Below are 23,761 nucleotides of genomic sequence, written 5' to 3' on the forward strand. Positions count from 1 at the left end.
CGCGATACGGGGTACTGCCTGCAGTAGTTCGTATCCGGGGGCGACCTACGCTGGCGCCCATGGCGAACGTGAGCGGGCTCGTCCTCGCGGCGGGGGCGGGGCGCCGGATGGGGATGCCCAAGGCGCTCAAGACCGACCCGGACGGCACCTCGTGGCTCGCCCGGGCCGTCGACGTGCTCCGTGACGGCGGGTGCGCGGACGTCACCGTCGTCCTCGGCGCCTGCGGGGGCCGGGCTGCCGAGCTCGTCCCCGACGTGCCGCACCTGCTCTGCGCCGACTGGGACGAGGGGATCGGCGCCTCGCTCGCCCACGGCCTGCGCCATCTGACCGCCCGCCCGGACGTCGACGCCGTGCTCGTCCACCTCGTCGACCTGCCCGACGTCGCTGCGGACGTCCCCCGCCGTCTCCTGGCGAAGGGGGCCGCCCCGGCCGATCTGCGCCGCGCCGTCTACGACGGCGTCCCCGGCCACCCGGCGCTCATCGGCCGGGACCACTGGGCGCCCCTGCTCGCACGGCTCGTCGGCGACCGCGGTGCCGGCGCCTACCTGCGGGCTCAGCACGCACACGAGGTCGAGTGCGGCGACCTCGCCACCGGACACGACGTCGACACCCCGGTCGTCGACACCCCCGACACCCCCGACGCCCCCGACGCCCGGGACTGACCGGCGGTGGCGGGGGACCCCCCTTCGCCCGGCTACCGTCGTGCCCATGACGGACAGCACGGTGCGCACGGCACCGGAGCCGCTGCCGGACAACCCGTGGCCCGCGCTGTGGGCGCTGGTCATCGGCTTCTTCATGATCCTCGTCGACGTCTCGATCGTCTCGATCGCGACGCCGGCGCTGATGTCGTCCTTCGAGGCGGGGATCGAGCCGGTGCTGTGGGTGACGAGCGCCTACCTGCTCGCCTACGCGGTACCGCTGCTGATCACCGGGCGCTTCGGCGACCGCTACGGGCCCAAGCGCGTCTACCTCGTCGGCCTGACCGTCTTCACCCTCGCCTCGCTCGCCTGCGGGCTCAGCCCGACGATCCACTGGCTCGTCGGCGCGCGGGTCGTGCAGGGCCTGGGCGCCTCGCTGATGACCCCGCAGACGATGGCCGTGATCACCCGGACCTTCCCACCGGATCGCCGGGGGTCGGCCATGGCCCTGTGGGGCGCCACCGCGGGCGTCGCCTTCCTCGTCGGCCCGCTGCTCGGTGGCCTGCTCCTCGACACGCTGGGGTGGGAGTGGATCTTCTTCATCAACGTCCCCGTCGGTGTCATCGGCCTGGTCATGGCCGTGCGCCTCGTGCCCTCCCTGCGCACCCACGCGCACGCGATGGACTGGGTCGGGGTCGTGCTCTCCGCGGTCGGGCTCTTCCTGGTGATCTTCGGGCTGCAGGAGGGCGAGGGCCACGACTGGGGCAGCATCGTCGGACCGGTCACCGTCCCGGTGCTCATCGGCGCCGGGGTCCTCGTGCTCGCCGTCTTCATCGGCTGGCAGGCGCGCGGGCCGGAGGAGCCGCTCGTGCCGCTCACCCTCTTCACCGACCGCAACTTCTCCCTGTCGAACGTCGCCATCACGATGATGAGCCTGGCCGTCACCGCGATGATGTTCCCGCTCCTCGTCTGGCTGCAGACGGTGCGCGGGTTCACACCGACCGGCGCGGCCGTGGTCATCGCACCGCAGGCGATCGCCTCGATCGTGCTCGCGCGCCGGGTCGGCCACCTCGTCGACCGGATCCACCCGCGGGTGCTGCCCACGCTCGGGCTCGGCGGCTTCGCGGTCACCCTCTTCGTCCTCGCCGCCCTGATGACACCGGACTCCCCGCTGTGGGCGGTCCTCGTCGCCGTCGCCTTCATCGGCATCACCGGAGCCTGCGTCTGGGGCCCGCTCGCGACGACCGCCAACCGCAACCTCCCGCTGCACCAGGCCGGCGCGGGAGCGGGGATCTACAACGCGACCCGGCAGGTCGGGGCGGTCATCGGCTCGGCGGCCATCGCCGCGGTCATGTCGGCCCGGATCGCCGTGCACCTGGGTCCGGGAGCCGCGGAGCAGTTCGCCGGCGGGGCCGAGGGCGCGGCGGCGAAGGGGGGCTCCGGCCTCCCACCGCAGGTCGCCGAGTCCCTGTCGGTCGCCTTCGCCGAGTCGATGCTGCTGCCCGCGGGTGTCCTCGTCATCGGCGCCCTCGCCGCCGTGGCCCTGGAGCAGATGCGCCACACCCGCCCGAGGTGAGGGAGAGCGAACGGCGGGACGGGGTGGGCCGACTCAGGCCACCGTCCGCACTTCGGGCCGAGGTGACATGGATACGGAAGTCGTGCGGACGGTGCGCCAAGGCCCGCCGCGTTCCGTCGTCCGCGGCACCACGGGACCTCAGCGCAGGTCGGCAACCGCTTCGCCGTGCGCCCGCGCGAGCTCCTCGAGGTCGACGCGCTGCTCGGCGATCCGGCAGCCCAGGCCGTTCGGCTTGATCGGGATGTCCTCGTCGCGCCAGTGGTCGAAGGCCTTCTGCCGCTTGTGCTTCGGTGGGTCACCGGCGGCGTTGACCACCCGCCACCAGGCGACGCCGCTGCCGTACTCGCGCAGGATCGTGCCGACGTGCCGCGGCCCGGTGCCGACGAGGGCGGCGATGTCGCCGTATGAGATGACGCGTCCGGACGGGACGAGCTCGACCGCACGCAGCACCTTCTCCACCAGGACCTCGTCCACGGCTCACTCCTCGGTGATCGTCACGCTCTCGATGGTGTGGACGGTCTCCGGTGGGCCCTCGCCGGTCGAGCCGTCCGCCTCGATCGTCTCGACGACGTCCATCCCGTCCGTGACCGTGCCGAAGAGGCTGTAGTTCGGCGGCAGGCCCACGCCCGCCTCGCCGGTGACGATGAAGAACTGCGAGCCGTTGGTGTCCGGGCCGGCGTTGGCCATCGCGACCGACCCGACCTCGTACTCACCGGCCTCGGGCAGCTCGTCGTCGAACTGGTAGCCCGGCCCGCCGCTGCCGTCACCGGAGGGGTCGCCGCCCTGGGCCATGAAGTCCTGGATGACGCGGTGGAAGGTCAGCCCGTCGTAGTAGTGGTAGCGCGCCAGGACGACGAAGTTGTTGACCGTCCTCGGGGCCTTCCCCTCGAGCAGGTCGACCTCGATGTCGCCGGCGTCGGTGGTCAGCGTCGCCGTGTAGTCCGTCGACTCGTCGATGCACATCGGCGGCGCCTGCTCGAACTGCGTGACCCGCTCCGCGCTGCCGTCGGCCGGCGGGCACTCGGTGGCGCCAGTGCTGCTGCCACCGCCACCGCCGCCGGTGCCGCCGCCGTCCTCGTTCCCGGACCCGCTGCACCCGGTGAGGACGAGGGCGGCAGCAGCGACGAGGGGGAGCAGGCGAGGGGTCATGGGGTGAGTGTAGGAGGGGGCCCGGGCGCATCATGGGGGCATGAGCGCCTTCACCGACACCTTCGGCATCGCCACCCCGATCGTCCTGGCACCCATGGCCGGCGTCGCCGGGGGCCGCCTCGCCCACGCGGTCTCCAGCGCCGGTGGGCTCGGGATGATCGGCACCCGCGGCAGCTCCTCGCCCGACTGGATCCGTGAGCAGGCGGCGATCGCGGGGGAGGGGGCCACCCCCTTCGGCATCGGGGTGATGGCCTGGGTGCCGCACCTGCGCACCCAGCTCGAGACGATCCTCGCGCTCGAGGGTGACTCCCGGCCGGCGCTGGTGTCGCTCTCCTTCGGTGGGCTCGAGGAGCCGACCCGGGTGCTGCGGGAGGCCGGGTTCGCCGTGGCCTGCCAGGTCGGCAACGCCGCGGACCTCGCCGCGGCCGCGGCAGCCGGCGCGGACGTCGTCGTGGCCCGTGGGGGCGAAGGGGGCGGACACGGCCGCAACGAGATGGCCACCGAGGAGATCCTCGCGCTCGCGCTGCAGGAGACCGACCGGCCGGTCCTCGCGGCCGGCGGCATCGCGGACGCGGCCGACGTCTCCCGGGTGATGGGCGCGGGGGCGTCCGGGGCGTGGTGCGGCACGGCCTTCCTCACCTGCCGTGAGGCGGACAGCCCGCACGCGGCGCGGACCGCGATCGGCAGGGCGGCGTACACGAGGTACTCCCGCGTCCACGATGTCGCCCAGGGCCTGGACTGGCCGCGGGAGTTCGGTGGCCGGGCGGTGGCGACGGACTTCGTCGAGGCCTGGGCCGGGCGCGAGGACGAGATGACGCAGGAGGCCCGCGCCGAGCACGCCACGGGCATGGCGGAGGGGGACACCGCGTACACGCCGCTCTACGCCGGCGTCCGCGTCGACCGGCTCGGCGCGGAGGTCGACGCGGCCGACGTGGTCTCCGCCCTGACCCCGCGGCCCTGACCGTTCTCGCACCGGAGTTCGCAGGAGCCCAAGCAGTTGCGGGAGGTGTTCGCAGGAGCCCAAGCAGCTGCGGTGGCCCGTGGTGAAACTTGCTCCCGTGTGAGCGCTGACACAAGGATGGGGCCATGAGCGACGAGACCTCCGCGGGTGTCCACTTCCCGGCCGACGACCAGGGCAGACGGTCCACGACCACGACGACGAGGGGGGTCCTCGCCGACTCCGTGCGCGGCGTCGACGCGGCCTTGGCCGAGCGCATCGACGGCTCCCGCGAGTGGCGCAAGGACTATGTCGACCTCGTCCACGCGGTGACCGCCGCCAGCGCCGGCTCCGCCGACCGCGCCGCGCGGATCGCCACCGACGGCCTGGCCTCGATGCGTCGCCGGATGGTCCTCGTCGACGGGTCCACCGAGGTGCCCCTCGACGAGGCGAGGCCGACGATGCCCGCCGGTGCGGCCCCCTTCGGCACCGAGACCGTGCGCGGCACCGCCGCCCCGGAGACCACCCTGCGGGTCCCGCTCGACGGTCGGGTGCTCAAGGGCGAGGAGCTGCGCGGGCAGCTGGCGTCCTGGGTCGACCGGCAGATCGTCGAGCCCTCCTTCGCCACTGCGGTGGGGGAGGTCATCGACCACCCGGAGTGGCTGACGCTGCCCGGCCGGCGGGTGCTGCTCGTCGGGGCCGGCGCGGAGATGGGGCCGCTGGAGTCGCTCCTGTCCTGGGGTGCCGACGTCATGGCGATCGACCTGCCCCGCAGCCGTGCCTGGCGGCACAAGAAGGGCCTGGCCACCCGTGGCGCCGGCACGCTGACCTTCCCCGTGGACGGGTCCGGTGACTCCGGCGCCGACGTCGTCCACCAGCCCGGGCAGGTGCTCGAGTGGATCCGGCGCGAGCGGGGTGATGACCCCCTCGCCGTCGGGATGCACGCCTACGCCGACTCCGGGGTGCACGTGCGCGTCAGTGCCGCGATGGACCTGCTCATGGACGAGCTGACCGCCGACGACGCCGAGACCGCGCTCGGGTGGCTGGCCACGCCGACCGACGCCTTCGTCGTGCCGTCGGAGGTCGTCGAGGCCGCCCGTGCCCGCTGGGACTCGCGGGGCCTGACCATCGCGTCCGCCCAGGCGCCTCTGCGAGCCCTGGGCCGGGGCAGGCTCTTCGCCCCCGCCTACCGGGACGCCCACGAGGGGCAGCCGGGGATCGCGGACGTGCTCGTGCCGCAGCAGGGACCGAACTACGCGATCGCCAAGCGGCTGCAGCGGTGGCGCGGGGTGGCCGCCGAGGGCGCGGGGCAGCGGGTCTCCTTCAACGTCGCACCGGCCACGTGGACGCGCTCGGTGACGAAGAACCCGGTGCTCGGTGCGGCGTACCGCGGGGCGCACCACTTCGGGGTCGAGGTCTTCCGCCCGGAGACGGTCCGGCCGCTCATGGCGGCGCTGCTCGTGCGCGACCTCGTGCGGGAGGCGCCGGTGCGCGCGCACCCCGAGGAGCTCTTCAGCGAGGCCGCGGCCCACGGCGGGCTGTGGCGCGTGGGCTACGAGCCGAAGGCGGTGCTTGGTGTCGCGGCCGTCGCAGGTCTGCCCGGGTCCTTCGCACGACGCCTGCGGCGGAGCTGAGCCGGCTCCTGCGGGCGGGCCCGCCGCAGCCCGACATGGATGTAGCCCCGTGCGCCGGCGACCGCCTGGGTGGCGGGCCGGCCCACAGGGCTACATCCGACGTGTGTCGGACCCACCACCCCAGGGTCGGTGGCGGGGCCAACTGCGAACGACGACGACGTAGGAGGAACAGGTAAACCTTCGTCGCGTGCTCTGCCAGGAAGTCTGCCCCGCTCGGCTGGGATCACCCTGAGTGCCGTCTGCGGATCCCCTCCACGACCCGCACCCGGGGCGGGGTTGGCCCCGGGCCACGACCACCCGGGCCGCGCCCTCCGGGGGCCGTGCAGCGAACCCGGTCGGGGCTCAGCCCCCGTCGTGCCCGCGCAGCAGCTCGGAGAAGTCGGTGACCGGCCCGAGGGGCTCGACGTCCTCCTCGCCCGTGGGCGCGAAGCCGGCGACCCCGGTGCGCTCGGCGACGACGAGGGTGGCCAGCTCGCCGGCGGCACGGTGCACGCGGCGCTCGAGGCCGATGTCACCGCCGAAGTCCTCGGTGGCGGCGAAGACCGCGGTCGGCACGACGACCGCCCGCAGGTACGCGAAGAGCGGACGCATCGCGTGCTCGAGCACGAGGCTGTGCCGGGGGCTGCCGGCCGTCGCCGCGAGGAGCACCGGCTTGCCGGTGAGCGAGTCCGGGTCGAGCAGGTCGACGAAGGTCTTGAACAGCCCGGAGTAGCTGGCCGTGAAGACCGGCGTGACCGCGATAATCCCGTCCGCGGCGGCGATCTTCTTCCTCGCGTCGACCATGCCGGGCGTCGGCCGGTTGCCGGAGACGAGGGTCTGCGCCATCTCGACGGCGAGCTCGCGCAGCTCGATCGTCTCGACCTGCGCCGACTCGCCCCGCCCGCCGACCGCCGCACGGGTGGCGTCGGCGAGCTGGTCGGCGAGCAGGCGGGTGCTGGAGGGCTCGGAGAGCCCGGCGCTGATGACGAGGAGGCTGCGGCTCATCGGGCGCCCGCCTTCGCCTGCTCGCGCTCGGCCTTCTCCTCCTCGCGGGCGATGGCGACCGGAGACGAGACGACCCGGCGGTGCGGGCCGTCCGGGCCCTGCGCGACGAGCGATGCGTGCGTCGGCGGCTCGCTGGGCACGTGCTCGGGGCGGCGGCGCTCGAACTCCGCGCGCAGCACCGGGACGACCTCCGCGCCGAGCATCTCGACCTGCTCCAGGACCATCTCGAGCGGCAGGCCCGCGTGGTCCATGAGGAAGAGCTGGCGCTGGTAGTCACCGACGGAGTCGGCGAAGGACAGGGTGCGCTCGATGACCATCTCGGGGGTGCCGACGGTCAGCGGGGTCTGCGCGGTGAAGTCCTCCAGCGACGGCCCGTGCCCGTAGACCGGCGCGTTGTCGAAGTAGGGGCGGAAGCGGCGCTTGGCCTCGGCCTCGGTCCCGGCCATGAAGGCCTGGCCGCCGAGCCCGACGATCGCCTGGTCGGCGGAGCCGTGCCCGTAGTGCTCGAAGCGACGGCGGTACAGGTCCACCATCTGGGCGGTGTGCTCCATGTTCCAGAAGATGTTGTTGTGGAAGAACCCGTCGCCGTAGAAGGCGGCCTGCTCGGCGATCTCCGTGGAGCGGATCGAGCCGTGCCACACGAAGGGCGGGGTGTCGTCCAACGGGAAGGGCGAGGTGGTGAACCCCTGCAGGGGCGTGCGGAACTGGCCCTTCCAGGTGACGTTCTTCTCCCGCCACAGGCGGCGGAGCAGGTGGTAGTTCTCGATCGCCAGCGGGATGCCCTGGCGGATGTCCTTGCCGAACCACGGGTACACCGGGCCGGTGTTGCCGCGGCCCATCATCAGGTCGATCCGCCCGCCCGACAGGTGCTGCAGGAAGGAGTAGTCCTCGGCGATGCGCACCGGGTCCGTCGTCGTGATGAGCGTGGTCGCGGTCGAGAGCTTCAGGTGCTGCGTCTGCGCGGCGATGAAGGCCAGGTGCGTGGTGGGCGCGGACGGCACGAAGGGCGGGTTGTGGTGCTCACCGGTGGCGAAGACGTCGAGCCCGACCTCCTCGGCCTTCAGCGCGATCTGCGTCATGGCGGAGATGCGCTCGCCCTCGCTCGGCGTGCGGCCGGTCGTGGGGTCCATCGTCACGTCGCCGACGGAGAAGAGTCCGAACTGCATTGCTTCCTCCAATGCCTTATTGAATCGTCAACTATGCTAACAGCACGAGGTCACGGATGCATTCCCCTCACCCCGCGAAGGGAGTCACCGCCTTCCCCCGCACACCCGGTCGGACGACGAAGAGCGACCCGGCCGCGGGGTCGTCGTCCTCGTCGAGCCCCTCGCGGGAGGTCGTGATGTACAGCCGGTCAAGATCCGCTCCGCCGAAGGTGCACGCCGTCACCTGCCGCGCGCCGACCTCGACCACCGCGTCGCGGGACCCGTCCGGAGCCCGGCGCTCGACCCGGCTGCCGCCGAAGACGGCCGTCCACACGCCCCCTTCGCCATCGACGGTGAGGCCGTCGGGGAAGCCGTCCACCTCCGCGAACACCCGTCCCTGCTCCAGACCGCCCTCCGGTGACCAGTCGAAGACCGTGATCCGCCCGGTCGGGGTGTCGTTGTAGTAGGCGCGGCTGCAGTCGGGGGCGAAGTCGATGCCGTTGGACACCGTCACCGACTCCAGCGCGGTCTCCACGCGGCCATCGGGACGCACGCGGTAGAGGCGGGCGGCGCCCTTCGCCTGGTCGTAGGCCATCGACCCGACGTAGAGGCTGCCGTCGGGCGCGACCCCGCCCTCGTTCATCCGGACGGCGTCGGTGCTCCACATGGGGCGAAGGGGGTCCACCCGCCAGTCCTCGTCCGCGAACCCCAGGCCGCGCTCGAGTGCGATGACCGCACCCCCGACGGTACGGGGTCGGATCATCGCCGCGACGTCACCGACGTGGGTGCGGCCCACCTCGCCGGAGTCGCTCAGGTGCAGGACGTCGCCGGCGGTCATGTCGACCCAGCGCAGGCCGCCCCAGCCCGGCCACCAGCACGGCCCCTCGGCGTGGTGGGCGACGGCATCGGTGAGGCGTTCGGCCCGCATACCACCGAGGCTAGCGCCGATGGACGGCTGCGGTCAGTCCCGCTCGAGCAGCTCGGCGATCTCGTGGGTGAGGGCCACCGCCGCCTCGATCTCCACCCTGCGGCTGGAGACGGACTCGACGTTGAAGCCGAAGGGGATGCCCAGGTAGCGGCAGAAGCCGGCGAGGTCCCGGGCGGCGATGAGCGCCTGCTGGCGGGACCAGTCGAGCGGGTCGTCGGTGTGCAGGATCTCGTTGCGCACCCAGTGCGGCACCTCGACCCCGAGCCACTCGAGGAAGGACAGCGTCTTCGCCGAGCCGCACAGGGAGAGGGTGAAGATGAGGGGAGCGACCTCGACGCCGCTGTCGCGGGCGGCGTAGCGGTAGTCCGAGGCGAGGTTCTTGGCGGCGCCGATGTCGTAGACGATCTGGCTGATGAAGAACTGCGAGCCGCCCTGCTGCTTGCGCAGCAGGCGCTGGTGCTCGTCGCCGCGCCCGATGTGCCGCTCGGGGATGGTCACCGCCCCCAGGGGCAGCTCGGGACGGGTCTCGTGGTGGATCTCCACGGCCTGCGGCAGGCTCGTGCGGACGGTGGCGTCGCTGCTCGAGGAGCCGACGAAGACCGTCATGACGTTGTCGGGCGCCGTCTGCAGCCAGCTGCGCAGCTCGTCCGGGGAGTACTTGCCGACGTAGCGGTAGACGACGGCCGGCTTGTCCCACCCCATCAGGCCGTCCGAGAGGTAGGTCGCCGGGTCGAGCATCTCGACGAACGGGAAGGGGCGCGGCTGCGGGTTGCGGTCCGCCTCGTCGGTGATGTCGTAGATCACCAGCGCGTCGACCGGCAGGGCGTCGACCCGGGCGAGGGTGCGCTCGGCGATCTCGGTGACGCGCTCGGGCGTGGTGTCGGCGCGCGGGGGAGTCAGGCCGAAGAGCAGGACCTCGCGCGGGTTGCGGGCCGGTGCGGGGAAGGCGGCCGGAACGAGGGTGCGGTGCTGATCCTGCATGTGGGGCACGTTAACCCCCGTGGCCGCACCCGCGTCGTCCCGTCTCGCAACCGTGCCCCGGGGCCACGGTTAGGCTCGCCCCGAACGCACCACACGGACACAAGGAGCACGGACATGCAGGTCAAGGACACCGCCGCGATCGTCACCGGAGGCGCCTCCGGGCTGGGCGCGGCCACCGCAGCGGCGCTCGCGGAGCAGGGCGCGTCGGTCTTCGCCTTCGACCTGGCGGACGCCATCGCCGCCGCGCCCGCCATCGACGGCGTGGAGTACGTCGAGGTGGACGTGACCGACCAGGCGCAGGTGCGCGAGGCCGTGGCCACTGCGGCGGGCGCCGGGATCCCCCTTCGCACCGTCGTCAACTGCGCCGGCATCGGTCCGTCGATGCGCATCCTCGGCCGCAAGGGCCCGCACGACCTCGACTTCTACGCCAAGGTCGTCCAGATCAACCTCGTCGGCTCCTTCAACGTGCTCACCCTCGCGGCGGAGCAGATCGCGAAGACCGAGCCGCTGGCCGACGATGCCCGCGGCGTCATCATCAACACCGCCTCCATCGCCGGCTACGAGGGCCAGATCGGCCAGGCGGCCTACGCATCGAGCAAGGCCGGCATCATCGGCCTGACCCTGCCCGCGGCCCGCGACCTCGCCCAGCACGGCATCCGCGTGCTGACGATCGCGCCGGGCATCGTCGAGACGCCGATGCTCGCGACGGTGTCGGAGGAGTTCCGCGAGGGGCTGGCCGCCGGCGTGCCCTTCCCGAAGCGCCTGGCCCGCCCGGACGAGTACGCCCGCCTGGCGATGTCGCTCGTCGAGCAGGACTACCTCAACGGCGAGGTCGTGCGCATGGACGGCGCGCTGCGGATGGCCCCGCGCTGATCGGGGGTCGCGCGGCCCTCAGGCGGGGTCGGTGACGTCGGCGACGTCCGCGCCGAGGCGGATGATGGCCGCGTCGGCGTCGACGGTGGCCGCGACCCCGTGAGCGCCGGCCCCGATGGAGACGATCCGGCCGGCCATGGAGCTGTCGGCGATGACCGGCAGCTGCGTCAGCGACCCGAAGGGGGTGATCGTGCCCCTCTCGTAGCCGGTCACCTCGCGGGCGACGTCCTTGTCCGGCAAGGACAGCCGGTTCACGTCGAGGTGGGCACGCAGCTTCGGCCAGGAGATCTGCCGGTCGCCGGGGACGAGGACGAAGAGGTGGTCGTCCTCGCCCCGGCGCACGACGAGCGTCTTGATGATGTCCGCGGGCTCGACACCGCGGGCCGCGGCGGCCTCCTCGAGGGAGCCGACCTTCCCGTGCCGGGTGATCGTGTACTCCATACCGCTGTCCCTGAGGGCCTGTGTCGCCCGGGTCTCACCATCCATGGGCCCTAGCGTAGGACCCGCGCAGCGCACCGGGTGGTGGACGAGTGCCTCATGGATCCACCCATGGAGCGCCGGTCCACCACCCGGTGCGCAGCGGTCAGCGCGACAGGAACTGCGTGAAGCGCTCGCGCGTCTCGGGGTTCATCGACAGCCAGCTGATCATGTTCGCCTCGTCCTGGCCGACCTCCTCGCGGATGAGGTCCGCGCTCGCGCGGATCAGGCTGCGGGCCCGGCCGTAGGCCTCGGACGCGCCCGCGACCCACATCCCGGCGATCTCGCGCGCCCGGACACCCGGGTCCGCGGCGACCTCCGTCACCAGGCCCTGCTCGAGCGCCTGCGCGGTCGACATCGGCGCGCCGAGCAGCGCGAAGGCCAGCGCCCGCTGCTGCCCGAGGACGCGGGGCAGTGACCCCGAGGCCCCGCAGTCGGGGGACAGCCCGATGTTCGGGTAGGCGAAGACGAACTTCGTGCCCTCCGCGGCGATGATGACGTCGGCGGCGAGCATGATGCCCAGGCCGCCGCCCGCGACGGCTCCCTGCACGGCGGCGACGACCGGCTTGGCCATCGACTCGAGCGTCTGCACGGCCGAGTCCGCCGTCTGGGCGAGCTCGCGGACGTAGCCGCTCGGCTCCTCCTCGCCGGCGAAGGCAGCGACGTCGCCCCCGCCGCAGAACCGTGCGCCGGCCCCGCTGAGGACCACGGCACGCACCGCGTCGTCCTCGGCTGCGTTGGTCGCCGCCTCCCCGAGCGCGACTGCGAGCGGCATGTCGATCGTGTTGGCGGACTCGGGACGGTTGAGCTCGATGTGAGCGATCCCGTCCGCGACGGTGTAGGTGACTTCTGTCATCAGACCCTCCTGAAGAGTGCGGCGAGGGCCTGGCCCCCACCGATGCACATGGTGACGATGCCGTACTCGAGGTCGTTGCGCACCATGTGCTTGGCGGCGCGCACGGTGAGGATGGCGCCGGTCGCACCGACGGGGTGGCCGAGCGCGATGGCCCCGCCGTAGGGGTTGACCCGCGCCGGGTCCAGGCCGGTGTCGCGGATGACGGCGACGGCCTGGGAGGCGAAGGCCTCGTTGAGCTCGATGACGCCGACATCCGAGGGCTGCAGCCCCGTCTTCGCGAAGAGCGCCTTGAGCGCGTGCGTCGGCGCGTAGCCCATGAGCTCCGGCTCCATGGCGGCCGTGGTGACCGCCTCGAGGCTGACGAGCCCGGTCAGGCCGCGCTCCTTGACGGCGGACTCACGGCCGAGCACGACGGCTCCGGCGCCGTCGTTGATGCCGGAGGCGTTGCCGGCGGTGACCGTGCCGTCCTTGCTGAAGGCCGGACGCAGCTTCGCCAGGGTCTCCAGGGTGGTGTCCGGCTTGGGGTGCTCGTCCGTGTCGGCGGTGAAGGGCTTGCGGCCCCCGACCTCGACGGCCGTGATCTCCTCGGCGAAGGCGGCCCGCGCCTCGGGGGTCGCGGCACGACGCTGCGACTCGAGCGCGAACTCGTCCTGCTCCTCGCGGGAGACGCCGTACTTCGTCGCGACGTTCTCCGCGGTGACACCCATGTGGATGTCGTGGAAGGGGTCGGTGAGCATGAGGACGGTGCCGTCCTCGAGCGCCCGGTTGCCCAGCTTGTAGCCGTTGCGGGCACCGAAGTCGTAGAACGGCATCCGCGTCATCGACTCGTCGCCACCCGCGAGGGTGAAGTCGAGGTCGTTCCACCGCATCTCCTGCGCGGCGGACCAGATGGCCTGCAGGCCGGAGCCGCAGAGACGGTTGACGGTGAAGGCGGGGACGTTGGTGGGCAGGCCGGCGGTGACGGCGACCCGGCGGGCGTTGTAGGCGTCCGGGCCGACCTGGCCGATGCAGCCCATGACCACCTCGGAGATGTCCTCACCGGCCACCCCGGCGCGGGCCAGGGCCTCGCGGCCGGCGATCGCTCCGAGCTCGTAGCCGGGGACGTCCTTGAACATGCCGCCGAAGCTGCCGGTGGGGGTCCGGGCTCCGTCGACGACGACGATCTTCTCCACGATGTCTCTCTCCGTTGGTCGGGGAAGGGGGTCTCCTCCCCAGCATTCCATCCCACCCGATCCCCTCGAGCCTCAGCGGGCCAGGAGCGTCACCAGGTCCGTGCGCAGGGTGCTCGGGTCCACGTCGGGTCCCGGCTCGGTCACGTAGATCTCCCAGAACGGCAGCTGCGGTTGGTGCCCGGCACGCGCGACCGTCTCCATGAACTCCTGCCAGGCCTGTCCCAGTCCGTCGTAGCCGCCGAAGTACGAGATGGTCGCGATCCGTCCGGCGGGCAGCGTCGAGGCGTAGAAGGTGATGCCGCCCGCCTCGAGCTCGCCGTTGAGCACCTTGTCCACCGGGAATCCGAGGTCGAAGGTCATCGTCGCCCCGGGGTTGCGGTGGTGCAGCGAGAAGGCGGGGCCGGTCGCGGTCACGTCGAACTCCGTGAGCCCCGGAACCAGGGCGGAGAAGGTCTCGTCGAAGATCCCGCCCATCTCGTGCGGCGCGACCCCCTCGGTGACGCGCACGACGGTCGGCGTCTCCTCGGCGTCGAGGTAGGTGACCTCGGTGTGTGGCTCGGCGAGGTAGCTGGGCTCGGTCACGGCATGCTCCTGTCGTCGGGGTCCGGCATGGTCGTCCGCCTCGATCATCCTCGTGCCGCGGACGGGATGCCAGCCGGACGGCGCCGCGGCGGTGACCACTGCACGAGCACCTCATGGATCGCCCGCCCCGGCGCCGCCGCGCGCTCAGGGCTGGAGGACCACCTTGATGCAGCCGTCCTCCTTGTCCCGGAAGGTGCGGTAGGCCTCGGGCGCTTCGGCGAGCGGCAGGTGGTGGGTGGCCAGGCCCTCGACGTCGAAGACGTCCTCGTCGCGGGAGACCGTCTCCAGCAGCTCGTCGGTCCAGCGCCGCACGTTGGCCTGACCCATCCGCATCGTCACCTGCTTGTCGAACATCGTCAGCAGCGGCATCGGGCTCACCATGCCGCCGTAGACGCCACTGAGCGAGATCGTGCCGCCACGCCGGACGCAGTCGATGGCACTGTGCAGGGCCTCGAGGCGGTCGATGCCCACGGTCTTCATGGCCGCGCGGGCCAGCGGCTTCGGGGTGCGTGTCGTCGCCTTGATGACCGTCTCGGCGATGGGGTTGCCGTGCGCCTCCATGCCGACGGCGTCGATGACCCGGTCGGCGCCGCGGCCCTGCGTGAGGTCCCGCACGGCGTCACCGAGGTCCTCCACGGTGCGCAGATCGAGCGTCTCCACGTCGTGGGCCGCGGCCATCGCCAGGCGCTCGTCGACCCGGTCGACCCCGATGACGCGGCCGGCCCCCTGGACCTTCGCGGAGCGGGTGGCCATCTGGCCGATCGGTCCGAGACCGAGCACGAGGACGGTGTCGCCCTCGCCGATCTCCGCGTACTGCGCGGCCTGCCACGCGGTCGGGAGGACGTCAGACAGGTACAGGTAACGCTGGTCCGGCCCGGTGTCCGGGATGCGGACGGGACCGTACTGGGCCTGCGGGACCCGCAGGTACTCGGCCTGGCCTCCCGGGACCGAGCCGTAGAGGCTGCTGAACCCGAAGAGGGAGGCGCCCATGCCCTGCTCGGTCACCTGGGTGGTCTCGCACTGGGACTGCAGTCCCCGCTCGCACATCCAGCAGCGCCCGCAGGAGATGTTGAAGGGCACGACGACACGATCCCCCACCTTCAGGTCGCCCGTGTCGGGGCCGACCTCCTCGACGACGCCCATGGCCTCGTGGCCGAGCACGTCCCCCGGTGAGAGGAAGGGGCCGAGCACGCCGTAGAGGTGCAGGTCCGAGCCGCAGATGGCGGTCGAGGTGACGCGGACGATGGCGTCGGTCGGCTGCTCGATCCGCGGGTCGGGGACGTCCGTCACCTCGACGGAGTTGTGTGACTGCCAGGTCACGGCCTTCATGGTTGCCTCCTGATGGGTCGGGGTACCCCACCCCGCTACCCGGTCGGCGGCTGCCCAACCGGGGGCCGCCCCCCTTCGTCCAGACGGGCGCGACCCTCGGCCCACGAGATGTCGGCGATCTCGCTCCAGTCGTGCCACCGGGCCTTGCGGTGCAACGCCCCCACGAAGCGGTCGATGACGAGGGGCCCCTCCTGCTCCGAGGTGGAGTAGCCGAGGGTCGAGCCGACGGCGCGGGGACCGACGAGGAGCCGCGTCAACCGAAGGGTGCCAAGCGCGTCCCTGCGTCGGGTGACGGCGCATCCCTCGATGTCGCTGATCCGCCCCAGGTCCCGGCCGTCGGCGTCGACGACCGCCATCCGGAGCAGCTCGGTCAGGCGGTGGCGCTCGCCCGTCGATCCCGGCTCCGGCACGGGGATGCCTTCATCGCCCGCCCACGGGGGCTCTTCCGCGTCATCGGACGTCGGGTGCCCTGCGCCCCGCGCGCCGGGGATGCGCTCGATGAGGTGCTTGCGTAGCCAGTTCTCCAGGCCGAAGGAGGTGAGCAGGGCGTCTCGGGCGGCGGTGGTCACGACGATGTCGGAGCGGACCTCGAGCACCTCCTCCAGCGGGACGAGCACCGCGCCCGACGCGGCCGGGTCGCTGAGTCGCCGCCACATGGCCCAGCCCCACCGGCCGAGCACGCCGGGGTAGCGCGGGGCGAGGGCCGTGATTCCGACCATCAGCGCCTCCACCAGGAGGTCCCCACCGTCCTCCCGCACGGCGAGGTCGTCGACCTTGCCGAGGAAGCGGCCGTCCTCGTCGACGATCTGGTGGTCGAGGAGTCGGATGACGACGCTCGTGTCGAAGGCCGTCGGGTTGGAGTCCTGGCTCATCTCACTGCCCCATCTTCGTCAGGATCATCAGGGGGATCGACGCGGCCGAGGCCAGCATGACGGGGACGAGCACGGCGCTGCCCAGCACGTTGGCCAAGCGTCCGTTGACGCTCTCGCCCATGTAGGTGCGGTCGTTGGCGACGATGAGGATCGGCACGTACGTCAGCGGCAGCGCGAGGGCGCTGAAGACGACCGAGTACTCCGTGAGCATCACCGGGTCGACCGTCGTCAGCAGCAGACCGGCGCCGAAGATGCAGATGAAGAGCAGGATGGTGTGGAAGCGGGCGGCGTGCAGCGGCTGCTCGAACTTGCCCCACTGCCAGCCGAAGTACTGGCAGATGCTGTAGCCGACCGACAGCCCCGTCTCGCAGGCGGCGCCGAAGGTGGCGGCGAAGATGCCGAGGATGGCGAAGACGATGCCGAGCTTGCCCGTCGACTCCGCGACCGGGAGCACGATCTGGCTCAGGTCGCCCACCTGGATCGAGCGGGGGAGCAGGACCGCGGTCGCCCCGGCCATGATCGACAACGACAGCACCGCTCCGATCGGGAATCCGAGCAGGACGTTGAGGCGCATCGTCGGCAGGTGCTTCTTCGTCCACTTCTCCTCGACGCCGCCGGAGGAGAAGAAGAACACCTCGTAGGGCGTCATCGTCGCCCCGAACATCGCGACCGCGTAGTACCAGTAGGTGGGGACCCCCTCGGGCAGGGGCATCTCGGCCCGGCTGGCCTGCTGCCACATCTGCGACCAGTCGGGGGAGAGCTGCCAGACCGCGACCGCGAAGACGACCAGCGCCAAGCCACCCAGACCGAAGGTGTCCTCGAGCGCGGAGAACTTCACCCGCCAGAACACGATCCACAGCAGCGCGGCCACGACCGGGATCCACAGGTACGTGTTGACGCTCGTGGCCAGCTGCAGGGCGAGGGCGATGCCACCGATCTCCGCGCAGAAGGTCAGCAGCGTCACGCCCATCGACGCGAGCAGGTTGACCAGCCCCACGCGGGGACCGAAGCGCTCCCGGACGAGGTCGAAGGTGGGTCGCCCGCACACTGCGGAGACCCGTCCGCTCATCTCGGCGAAGACGCAGATGGAGATGGTGCCCAGGACGATGACCCAGGCCAACGACATGCCGAAGCGGGAGCCGACGACCCCGGCGGTGACGATGTCACCGATGTCGACGAAGCCGCCGATGGCGGTGAGGAAGCCGAGGAGGAGACCGAGGACCTTCTTCATCGCAGGTCCCCCTGCGCCTTCTCGATGTCGGACGAGACGGAGTCGAGGCCGGCTCGGGCCGAGCGCAGACCCGCGATGTCCCCGCGGCGGGCGGCGATCCGGGCCTCGGCGATGGCGCTGCTCGCATCCTCGATGAGCGTGAGCACCCGGCGACGGAGGGAGTCGTCGCGAGGGTTGGGGGGTTGGACCTTGCCGAAGCTGGCCGAGATCGGCCCGATCGCGTCCTCGGCGTTGCTCAGGCTGGTGTCGGCTGCGGGCCCGGTGATCTTGTCGCTGAGGAGCTGGCTCACCACGAGATGGGCCGTGCGCGTCTCGGACAGCGTCGACGTGAGGGCTCGCTCGGCATTCTTGGTGAACGCCCCGGAGTCGATCGCCGGGGCCACGCAGCCGGAGAGTGCGGCGGCGGAGAGCATCGCCCCCAGGGCCTGGCGGCGGTTCACCGCGGCCGCCTGAGGACGAGGTAGGCGAGGATGGCGACCAGGATCAGCAGCAGCAGCCATCCGAGCGCCAGCGGCCATCCCTCGATCATCGGGCCGCGCAGTCTCGTGGGCACAGCATGGCGGTCACCTACCCGAGGCCACCGGCTTCATGCGTGGGCGTCGGGTGGACGGCCCCACCGCCTCGCTCGGCACATCTGCGTCCGTGCCCACGGACACGCCGGTGGCCGCCACCGGGAGGGGTGACGGCCACCGGCGCGGGGGTCCCGGGCCTCAGATGAGGTCTTCGCCCTTCCGCCTCGCGGAGCGCATCTCGCGCACGAAGCCGGTGCAGATGACGGCCAGGATGACGGCGACGATCGCCGGCCACATGAGGATGTAGATGGTCAGTGCGGTGATGGACATGTGTGGCGTCCCTTCTCAGACGGTCGCGGGCTCGTCGTCGGGGTCGACGACGGGGCGGTTTGTGGACTCGAGGGCATCGTCCTCCGGGTCGAAGTCGCCCGTCTTGCGGGCGATGACGTCGAAGTCGAAGGGCTCGCCGCGGGAGGCGAGCGTCATCGCGGCGCAGACGAGGGTCGAGACCGCGTAGGCCACCAGCGAGCCGGACAGCGCGGCGTAGTCGGCGATGAGGCCGATGGCGAAGGGGGCGAGGACCAGGGCGGCGATCGTGCCCCCGGCGAGGCCGACCCTCGGTCCGAAGAACCCGAAGAGCATCAGTCCGATGACCACGCCGATCCCGACGACACCGAGCAGCTCGACGACCAGGTCCGTGCCGGTGGTGCGCGGCAGCCAGCCGAAGCGGACCGGGAGGAACGCGGCGAGGGCGAGGAGCACCGAGACGGTGAAGGCCGAGTTGGTGACCTTCGTCCAGTAGAAGGACGCGATGACGGGGAAGACCAGGCAGCCCCAGAGCGCGCCCACGAAGACGAGCAGGTCGAGGATGCTCAGCTCCAGAGCCGCGAACGCGACCGCTGCCGCCGTCGCCAGGACCATCGTCAGCCGGCCGATGAGCAGCATCGTGCGCGGGCTGACGGTCCGCCCGCTGCGACGCACGCTCACGCCGTAGACGTCGGTCATGACGATCGAGGAGAGAGCGGCCAGGTCCGAGTCGGCCGTCGAGGAGAGCGAGCCGATGATCATCACGAAGAAGATGACGATGAGCGGGGTCGCGAGGTGGCTGGCAGCCAGCTGCGGCAGCAGGTTGTTCGGGTCGCCTCCCGCCGGCTGGACACCGGCGTAGAGGGCGAGGACGCCGAGCATGCCGACGCCGATGACGGTGGCGCCGTAGCCGATGGTCGCGGTGATGAAGGTCGGCTTGATCAGGTCCTCGCGCACGGCGAAGAGTCGCTGGGCGATCGTCTGGTTGCCGATGGCGTAGGCGAGGACGGCCGCGATGTACGGGGCGCCCTGCAAGAGGAAGGCCTCCGAGGAGAAGAAGTTGGACTGCTGCGGGGTGAGGTTGGCGGCACCCTCACGCAGCAGGTCCGTCCCACCGAGGAGGAAGAACAAGGTCGGCACGAGGACGACGACGGCACCGAGCATGGCGACGACCTGGGCGAAGTCGGTCAGCACCGAGGCGCGGAACCCGGACCAGATCGTGTAGAGGAGCACGCCACCGGCGATCGCGAAGACGCCCTGGATGAAGTTCAGCGGCGACAGCATCGCGATGAGCGCGCCACCGGCGATGAAGTTCGACATCAGGGAGATGACGCTCCCGAGGACGTTGGACCCGGCGAGCATCAGCTGGCTCGAGCGGCCGTGGCGCACGGCCATCACCTGGGCGAGCGTGTGCGCTCGCGGCGCGACGGCGCGGATCCGCTTGCCGAAGGGGTAGATGAACAGGATCATCAGCGCACCCCACAGGCCGTAGTGGATCGGCCCGGAGATCCCGTAGAGGTACCCGGAGGTGGCGGAGGCGTACATCGAGGACGCCCAGATCCAGGTGGCCGTCATGGAGGCGGCGGAGATGCCGAATCCGATGCCGTGACCCGCGGTCATGTAGTCGTCGGCGTTCTCCTTGCCCCGGCTGATCTTGACGGACATGTACATCGTCAGTCCGTAGAAGAGGAGCAGGAGCAGGATGATGGTCACGATTCCCAATGGGGGCTCGGTAGGCATGCCGTCCTTCCGGTGTGGTGTTGTCGGTGTGGCATGCGGAACGTAACCCCGGATGCATATGCATTGCCAATGACGGCAAACGGCTCCAAACCGCCCGAGAAGCCGATGTCATCAACGAAAAGTGAATGTTCATGCACCCTGACGGATGTGGCGAACATCACCCGTGGGAGCACGTTTTCCGGGACTCCCGGCGGTGAGTCGGTCGCGGTTGACTGCGCCCGACGGCGCTCGTCCACAGGTGGGTCTTGCACGCTTGATGAGTTGGGGCTTGGCTGTGCCCCATGAGCTACCAGCCACCGCCACCGCCACCTCCGGGCGGGCCCGGCCAGCCACCTCCTTCTGGTGGGTACGGAGGACTGCCCTACCCGCCGCCAGGTGGCTACGGCGGTCAGCCGCCGGGTGGCTATGGCGGTCAGCCGCCGGGTGGTTACGGCGGTCAGCCGCCCGGGTGGGGCGGCGTCCCGAGCTCCTACAGCCCCCTCGAGGCGCTGACCTACGGCTGGCGGACGTTCACCCAGAACCTCGGGCCCTTCCTCGGGATGACGGTGCTGCTGGGCGTCATCTCCCTCGGGTTCTCCTTCGGCTCCGAGCTCCTGCTGGAGACCGGTCCGATCGTCCCGGGCTCGACCGACCCGTTCACCGGTGAGCCGACCGAGGTGCGCGACCCGGGGATCGGCGCGATCGCGGCCAGCGGCGTCCTGAGCATCATCAGCGCGATCGTCCAGTTCGTCATCGCCGCTGCCCTGATCCGTGCCGCGCTCGACGTGGTCGACACGGGGAGCGCGAGCATCGGCACGATGTTCACCCGGATCCCGTGGCTGCACATGGTGCTGGCAGCGATCCTCGTCGCCCTGGTGACCCTGGTCGGGATCATCCTGTGCATCATCCCGGGCATCATCGCCGCGTTCCTGCTGTCATTCACCAACTTCGCCGTCGTGGACGGCAGCTCGGCCACGGACGCGATGGGGGCGAGCTTCAGGTTCACCAAGGCCAATGTCGGTCCGGTGCTGCTGCTCTTCCTGGTCTTCCTCGGCCTCGGGATCCTGTCGCTGTGCACCCTCGGTCTCGGCTTCCTCGTCCTGATCCCGGTGGGCTATCTCGCCGTGGCCTACACCTGGCGGGTGCTGCAGGGGCGCCACCCCGTCGCTGCCTGACCCGGGCCCGCACCACCTTGGGGTAACGCGCGTAGATGCCGCACGACCCCAGGGAAATGCGGGCTACGGGCGCACGACCCCAGGGAAGTGCGGTGGTTCAGTGGCCCAGGATCGCCACGATGTAGTCGCCGTCCTCGGCGAAGGGCTCGAGAGCCCACCCACCGAGGAGGACCTGCTCGGTGAGTCCCGCCTCGGCCGCGTCGGCCCGGAAGTCCGCGAAGTCGTAGCCGCGCCCCGCGCCGAACCCGATGACCACGCGCCCGTCCTCGGCCAGGTGCTCGGCGAAGCCGGCGAGGACGTCCCCGCGGGTGCTCGGCGCGAGGAAGGTCATGACATTGCCGGCCGAGACGATCACGTCGAAGAGCCGGCGCTCACCCCCAACGCCTCGCACGTCGAGGACAGCGAGGTCACTGACCAGCCACTCGGGACCGGGGTGGTCCTCCTTCGCCGCGGTGATGAGGGCGGGGTCGACGTCGGCGCCGGTGACCTCGTGGCCCAGCTCGTGGAGTCGGCCACCGACCCGGCCGGGGCCGCAGCCGGCATCGAGGACGCGCGCACCACGCGGGGCCATCGTGTCGACGAGGCGGGCCTCGCCGTGCAGGTCGTCCCCGCGGGCGGCCATCGCCCGGAAGCGCTCGATGTACCACGTCGAGTGGTTCGGATCCTCTGCGACCTTGCGCATCCACTGGCTCGTCTCAGGCACCATGCACCCACGATAGGCGTGAGGTCCTCGCCGCCCGACGGCGCGCCGGAGTGGGCACGCCACCGGCCGATGCAGGCGGCCGGTGGCGTGCGGTCTCACGCCCCACGGAGTCGTTCGTGCATCTCCAGGACCCGGGGGAAGAGCAGGTTGTTCTCCTTGTGGACGTGCTCGTGCACGTCGTGCTCCAGCTCGGCCAGGCCGGTGAGCATCGCGCGGTAGGAGTTGCAGGCGTCCTGCGGTGGGGTGTGGCCATCCGTCAGCTCGTGGATCCGGGAGAGCAGGTCGCCGACGACGTCGTGCTCCGCGATGAGCTCGCGCAGCGCATCGGAGAAGTCGCCGGAGGAGAGTCGGACGGGGGCCTGCGTCTTCTCCAGGCGGCTGATGGCCGGGAAGATCACCCGCTCCTCGCGCGTCATGTGCGGCTCGAGCTCGGCGACCACGCGGCCGTAGAGCTCCTTGACCACGGCGAGCTCCGGGTGGCGCTCCCTGTGCACCCCGGCGACCTTGTCGACGAGCGCCTGCAGCCGCGGCATCTCCTCCCAGGTGTAGGCGTGGTGCGTGTCGACGATGTCGTGGGCGAGCGCGGCCATCTCGAGGTCACCGGCGACGACGGCCGGCGGCTCGCCGGGCAGGTCCAGGCGCGCGCTGATGTCGGCGAGGTCGAGGCCGGCCGTGCGGGCGGCCTCCTCGAGCGGGCGCTGCCCGTTGCAGCAGTAGTCGAGGCCGAGCTGCTCGAGCACGCGGCTGCGGCGGGGGTCCTCGGCGACCAGGTCACCGAGGGTTGCGGTGGTGGCGACGGCCATGTCCGTTGTCCCTTCGTGGTCGGGGCCTCACGATGTGCCCCTGCGGTGGACGTCGACCGCCGGGGTGGCGGCCAGCGTGGTGGTGAGTGTGGTGCGGGCGCGGGTCCACGCCTCGTGCAGGGCGCAGGTGCGCCCGTGGCCGCAGGCTCGGTCCTCGGCGACGCAGCGTCCGTTGGCGGTCGGTCCGTCGACCGCCTCGATGACGTCGAGCACGCTGGCGTGTGCCGCGGAGTCGGTGAGGGAGTACCCGCCGGTCGGGCCGGGGGTGGAGCGGACCCAGCCGGCCTTGACGAGTGGGCCCACCACCTGGGCGACGAAGCCGGGGGTGGCGTCCAGCGCCTCGCCCAGCTCGGGGGCCTTGAGTCGGGCATCCCTCGGCGACAGGGCCGCGATCGCCTGCACGGCCAGCTCGGCCCGGCGCGTGACCTCTAGTCTCATAGTGACAGACTAATAGATTATTCGGGAGGCGGGAAGAGCGCCTCCTCGACGGTGCTCCCGGCAACGGGCGTGCGCGCCCCGGACCGTCCCAGCGGCCACTCGTGCAGCACGCGGCACCGGCCGGACTCCCACCACGCGAGCTGCAGCTGCGTGAGCGTGCACGTCGCCGGCACCACGTCACCGAGCAGCGCACGGGTGCTCTCGAGGGAGACCGTCGCCGAGGCCGCGTCCAGCGTCAGGTGCGGATCGACGCGGGGGCCGAACCTCCCTTCGTACGGCGGGAAGTCCGGGAAGGCCGCGACCAGGGCCTCGGTCAGGTCACGCAGGGGGCCGTCCGGCTCGGGCCGCAGGTGGATGATGCCGTTCGGGAACTGCCCGAGGTCGGCCAGCCGGATCGTCATCGGCGCGCTCGCTGCCGCGATCCGTCCCACCTCGGCCAGGTCGCTCGCCGACGGCGCAGGGGCGAAGGGGGCCAGGGCCGTCACGTGCGCGTGGCCGAATCGCGGGTCGGCGGAGACGAACCCGGCGTCGTAGGAGCGGGTGCGCTCGCGGACCCAGGCCTCCAGCGGAGGCACGGGGAGCTGCAGCACGGTGTGGCCGGTCACGCCCCGAGCCTGCCCCATCGGCCGTGGTCTCGAGGCTCGGGCCCGGGGGCCCTCACGCCTCGACCGACGGGGTTCTCACCAACGGTGGTTGAGGTGCGAGTCCGCGCAGCGGGCGAAGCCTCGAAGCCACCGGCAG

At 71.7% G+C, this 23,761-nt stretch carries 26 protein-coding genes; 6 read left to right on the forward strand and 20 right to left on the reverse strand.

Annotated features, from left to right (window positions below):
• The first annotated feature begins 59 nt into the window (after positions 1–59).
• A complete protein-coding gene (locus O9K63_RS12930) occupies positions 60–662 on the forward strand; it encodes a nucleotidyltransferase family protein (RefSeq protein ID WP_277238436.1) in 603 nt (200 codons plus the stop codon).
• Between the two features lie 46 nt (positions 663–708).
• A complete protein-coding gene (locus O9K63_RS12935; RefSeq protein ID WP_277238438.1) occupies positions 709–2,214 on the forward strand; it encodes a DHA2 family efflux MFS transporter permease subunit in 1,506 nt (501 codons plus the stop codon).
• Between the two features lie 138 nt (positions 2,215–2,352).
• On the opposite strand, the gene O9K63_RS12940 is transcribed toward O9K63_RS12935, so the two are convergent.
• Together O9K63_RS12940 and O9K63_RS12945 are read right to left on the reverse strand one after the other, a co-directional pair.
• A complete protein-coding gene (locus O9K63_RS12940) occupies positions 2,353–2,688 on the reverse strand; it encodes an MGMT family protein (protein WP_277238440.1) in 336 nt (111 codons plus the stop codon).
• A gap of 3 nt (positions 2,689–2,691) precedes the next feature.
• Complete coding sequence (locus tag O9K63_RS12945; protein ID WP_277238441.1) at positions 2,692–3,363, reverse strand: peptidylprolyl isomerase; 672 nt, start codon at positions 3,361–3,363, stop codon at positions 2,692–2,694.
• 40 nt (positions 3,364–3,403) lie between these two features.
• Between O9K63_RS12945 and O9K63_RS12950 the strand changes: the two genes are divergently transcribed.
• Together O9K63_RS12950 and O9K63_RS12955 are read left to right on the forward strand one after the other, a co-directional pair.
• Entirely contained in the window at positions 3,404–4,324 is a 921-nt protein-coding gene (locus tag O9K63_RS12950; protein WP_277238443.1) for an NAD(P)H-dependent flavin oxidoreductase, read from the forward strand.
• Positions 4,325–4,449: 125 nt separating this feature from the next.
• Positions 4,450–5,934, forward strand: a complete 1,485-nt coding sequence (locus tag O9K63_RS12955) for a hypothetical protein (RefSeq protein WP_277238444.1) — start codon at positions 4,450–4,452, stop codon at positions 5,932–5,934.
• 342 nt (positions 5,935–6,276) lie between these two features.
• Here O9K63_RS12955 and O9K63_RS12960 read toward each other — a convergent pair whose 3' ends face one another.
• From O9K63_RS12960 to O9K63_RS12975, 4 genes are all read right to left on the reverse strand, one after another.
• On the reverse strand, positions 6,277–6,918 hold the full coding sequence (locus O9K63_RS12960; RefSeq protein WP_277238446.1) for an FMN reductase: 642 nt from the start codon (positions 6,916–6,918) through the stop codon (positions 6,277–6,279).
• Positions 6,915–8,084 carry an LLM class flavin-dependent oxidoreductase gene (locus O9K63_RS12965; protein ID WP_277238448.1) on the reverse strand — a complete coding sequence of 390 codons (1,170 nt, stop codon included), beginning with the start codon at positions 8,082–8,084 and terminating at the stop codon, positions 6,915–6,917. Before O9K63_RS12965 ends, O9K63_RS12960 begins: the two co-directional genes overlap by 4 nt.
• 67 nt (positions 8,085–8,151) lie before the next feature.
• Positions 8,152–8,991, reverse strand: a complete 840-nt coding sequence (locus O9K63_RS12970) for an SMP-30/gluconolactonase/LRE family protein (protein ID WP_277238449.1) — start codon at positions 8,989–8,991, stop codon at positions 8,152–8,154.
• 33 nt (positions 8,992–9,024) lie between these two features.
• Positions 9,025–9,972, reverse strand: coding sequence for a 5,10-methylenetetrahydrofolate reductase (locus O9K63_RS12975; protein WP_277238450.1), 948 nt, complete (start codon positions 9,970–9,972; stop codon positions 9,025–9,027).
• 114 nt (positions 9,973–10,086) lie between these two features.
• Here O9K63_RS12975 and O9K63_RS12980 point away from each other — a divergent pair, with 114 nt between their 5' ends.
• A complete protein-coding gene (locus tag O9K63_RS12980; RefSeq protein WP_277238452.1) occupies positions 10,087–10,845 on the forward strand; it encodes an SDR family NAD(P)-dependent oxidoreductase in 759 nt (252 codons plus the stop codon).
• An 18-nt stretch (positions 10,846–10,863) separates the two neighbouring features.
• On the opposite strand, the gene O9K63_RS12985 is transcribed toward O9K63_RS12980, so the two are convergent.
• The 10 genes from O9K63_RS12985 to O9K63_RS13030 form a co-directional block, all read right to left on the reverse strand.
• Positions 10,864–11,331 carry an aminoacyl-tRNA deacylase gene (locus O9K63_RS12985; RefSeq protein WP_277238454.1) on the reverse strand — a complete coding sequence of 156 codons (468 nt, stop codon included), beginning with the start codon at positions 11,329–11,331 and terminating at the stop codon, positions 10,864–10,866.
• 97 nt (positions 11,332–11,428) lie between these two features.
• On the reverse strand, positions 11,429–12,178 hold the full coding sequence (locus tag O9K63_RS12990; protein ID WP_277238455.1) for an enoyl-CoA hydratase/isomerase family protein: 750 nt from the start codon (positions 12,176–12,178) through the stop codon (positions 11,429–11,431).
• A complete protein-coding gene (locus O9K63_RS12995; protein WP_277238457.1) occupies positions 12,178–13,401 on the reverse strand; it encodes a thiolase family protein in 1,224 nt (407 codons plus the stop codon). Before O9K63_RS12995 ends, O9K63_RS12990 begins: the two co-directional genes overlap by 1 nt.
• Before the next feature lie 21 nt (positions 13,402–13,422).
• Positions 13,423–13,932, reverse strand: a complete 510-nt coding sequence (locus O9K63_RS13000; RefSeq protein ID WP_277238459.1) for a GyrI-like domain-containing protein — start codon at positions 13,930–13,932, stop codon at positions 13,423–13,425.
• A 144-nt stretch (positions 13,933–14,076) separates the two neighbouring features.
• Positions 14,077–15,261, reverse strand: coding sequence for a zinc-dependent alcohol dehydrogenase (locus O9K63_RS13005; protein WP_277238460.1), 1,185 nt, complete (start codon positions 15,259–15,261; stop codon positions 14,077–14,079).
• A gap of 35 nt (positions 15,262–15,296) precedes the next feature.
• Positions 15,297–16,133, reverse strand: coding sequence for a PRC-barrel domain-containing protein (locus O9K63_RS13010; RefSeq protein ID WP_277238461.1), 837 nt, complete (start codon positions 16,131–16,133; stop codon positions 15,297–15,299).
• Between the two features lies 1 nt (position 16,134).
• On the reverse strand, positions 16,135–17,364 hold the full coding sequence (locus O9K63_RS13015) for an NRAMP family divalent metal transporter (RefSeq protein ID WP_277238464.1): 1,230 nt from the start codon (positions 17,362–17,364) through the stop codon (positions 16,135–16,137).
• Positions 17,361–17,804 carry a hypothetical protein gene (locus O9K63_RS13020; protein ID WP_277238466.1) on the reverse strand — a complete coding sequence of 148 codons (444 nt, stop codon included), beginning with the start codon at positions 17,802–17,804 and terminating at the stop codon, positions 17,361–17,363. Before O9K63_RS13020 ends, O9K63_RS13015 begins: the two co-directional genes overlap by 4 nt.
• 270 nt (positions 17,805–18,074) lie before the next feature.
• A complete protein-coding gene (locus O9K63_RS13025) occupies positions 18,075–18,206 on the reverse strand; it encodes a putative transporter small subunit (RefSeq protein WP_277238468.1) in 132 nt (43 codons plus the stop codon).
• Positions 18,207–18,221: 15 nt separating this feature from the next.
• The gene (locus O9K63_RS13030) at positions 18,222–19,922 is read right to left on the reverse strand and encodes a sodium:solute symporter family protein (RefSeq protein WP_277238470.1); all 1,701 of its coding nucleotides are present in this window, start codon (positions 19,920–19,922) and stop codon (positions 18,222–18,224) included.
• A 281-nt stretch (positions 19,923–20,203) separates the two neighbouring features.
• Between O9K63_RS13030 and O9K63_RS13035 the strand changes: the two genes are divergently transcribed.
• Positions 20,204–21,076, forward strand: a complete 873-nt coding sequence (locus tag O9K63_RS13035; protein ID WP_277238472.1) for a hypothetical protein — start codon at positions 20,204–20,206, stop codon at positions 21,074–21,076.
• Positions 21,077–21,173: 97 nt separating this feature from the next.
• On the opposite strand, the gene O9K63_RS13040 is transcribed toward O9K63_RS13035, so the two are convergent.
• The 4 genes from O9K63_RS13040 to O9K63_RS13055 all read right to left on the reverse strand — a co-directional run bounded on the left by O9K63_RS13040 (position 21,174) and on the right by O9K63_RS13055 (position 23,625).
• A complete protein-coding gene (locus O9K63_RS13040) occupies positions 21,174–21,782 on the reverse strand; it encodes a class I SAM-dependent methyltransferase (RefSeq protein ID WP_277238474.1) in 609 nt (202 codons plus the stop codon).
• Between the two features lie 92 nt (positions 21,783–21,874).
• Positions 21,875–22,582 carry an iron-sulfur cluster repair di-iron protein gene (ric, locus tag O9K63_RS13045; RefSeq protein ID WP_277238476.1) on the reverse strand — a complete coding sequence of 236 codons (708 nt, stop codon included), beginning with the start codon at positions 22,580–22,582 and terminating at the stop codon, positions 21,875–21,877.
• A 27-nt stretch (positions 22,583–22,609) separates the two neighbouring features.
• On the reverse strand, positions 22,610–23,020 hold the full coding sequence (locus O9K63_RS13050) for an RrF2 family transcriptional regulator (RefSeq protein WP_277238478.1): 411 nt from the start codon (positions 23,018–23,020) through the stop codon (positions 22,610–22,612).
• Positions 23,021–23,037: 17 nt separating this feature from the next.
• Entirely contained in the window at positions 23,038–23,625 is a 588-nt protein-coding gene (locus tag O9K63_RS13055) for a 2'-5' RNA ligase family protein (RefSeq protein WP_277238480.1), read from the reverse strand.
• Positions 23,626–23,761: the final 136 nt, after the last annotated feature.

Origin of the sequence: Janibacter cremeus, from assembly GCF_029395675.1 — a bacterium.
Classification (GTDB): domain Bacteria; phylum Actinomycetota; class Actinomycetes; order Actinomycetales; family Dermatophilaceae; genus Janibacter; species Janibacter cremeus_A.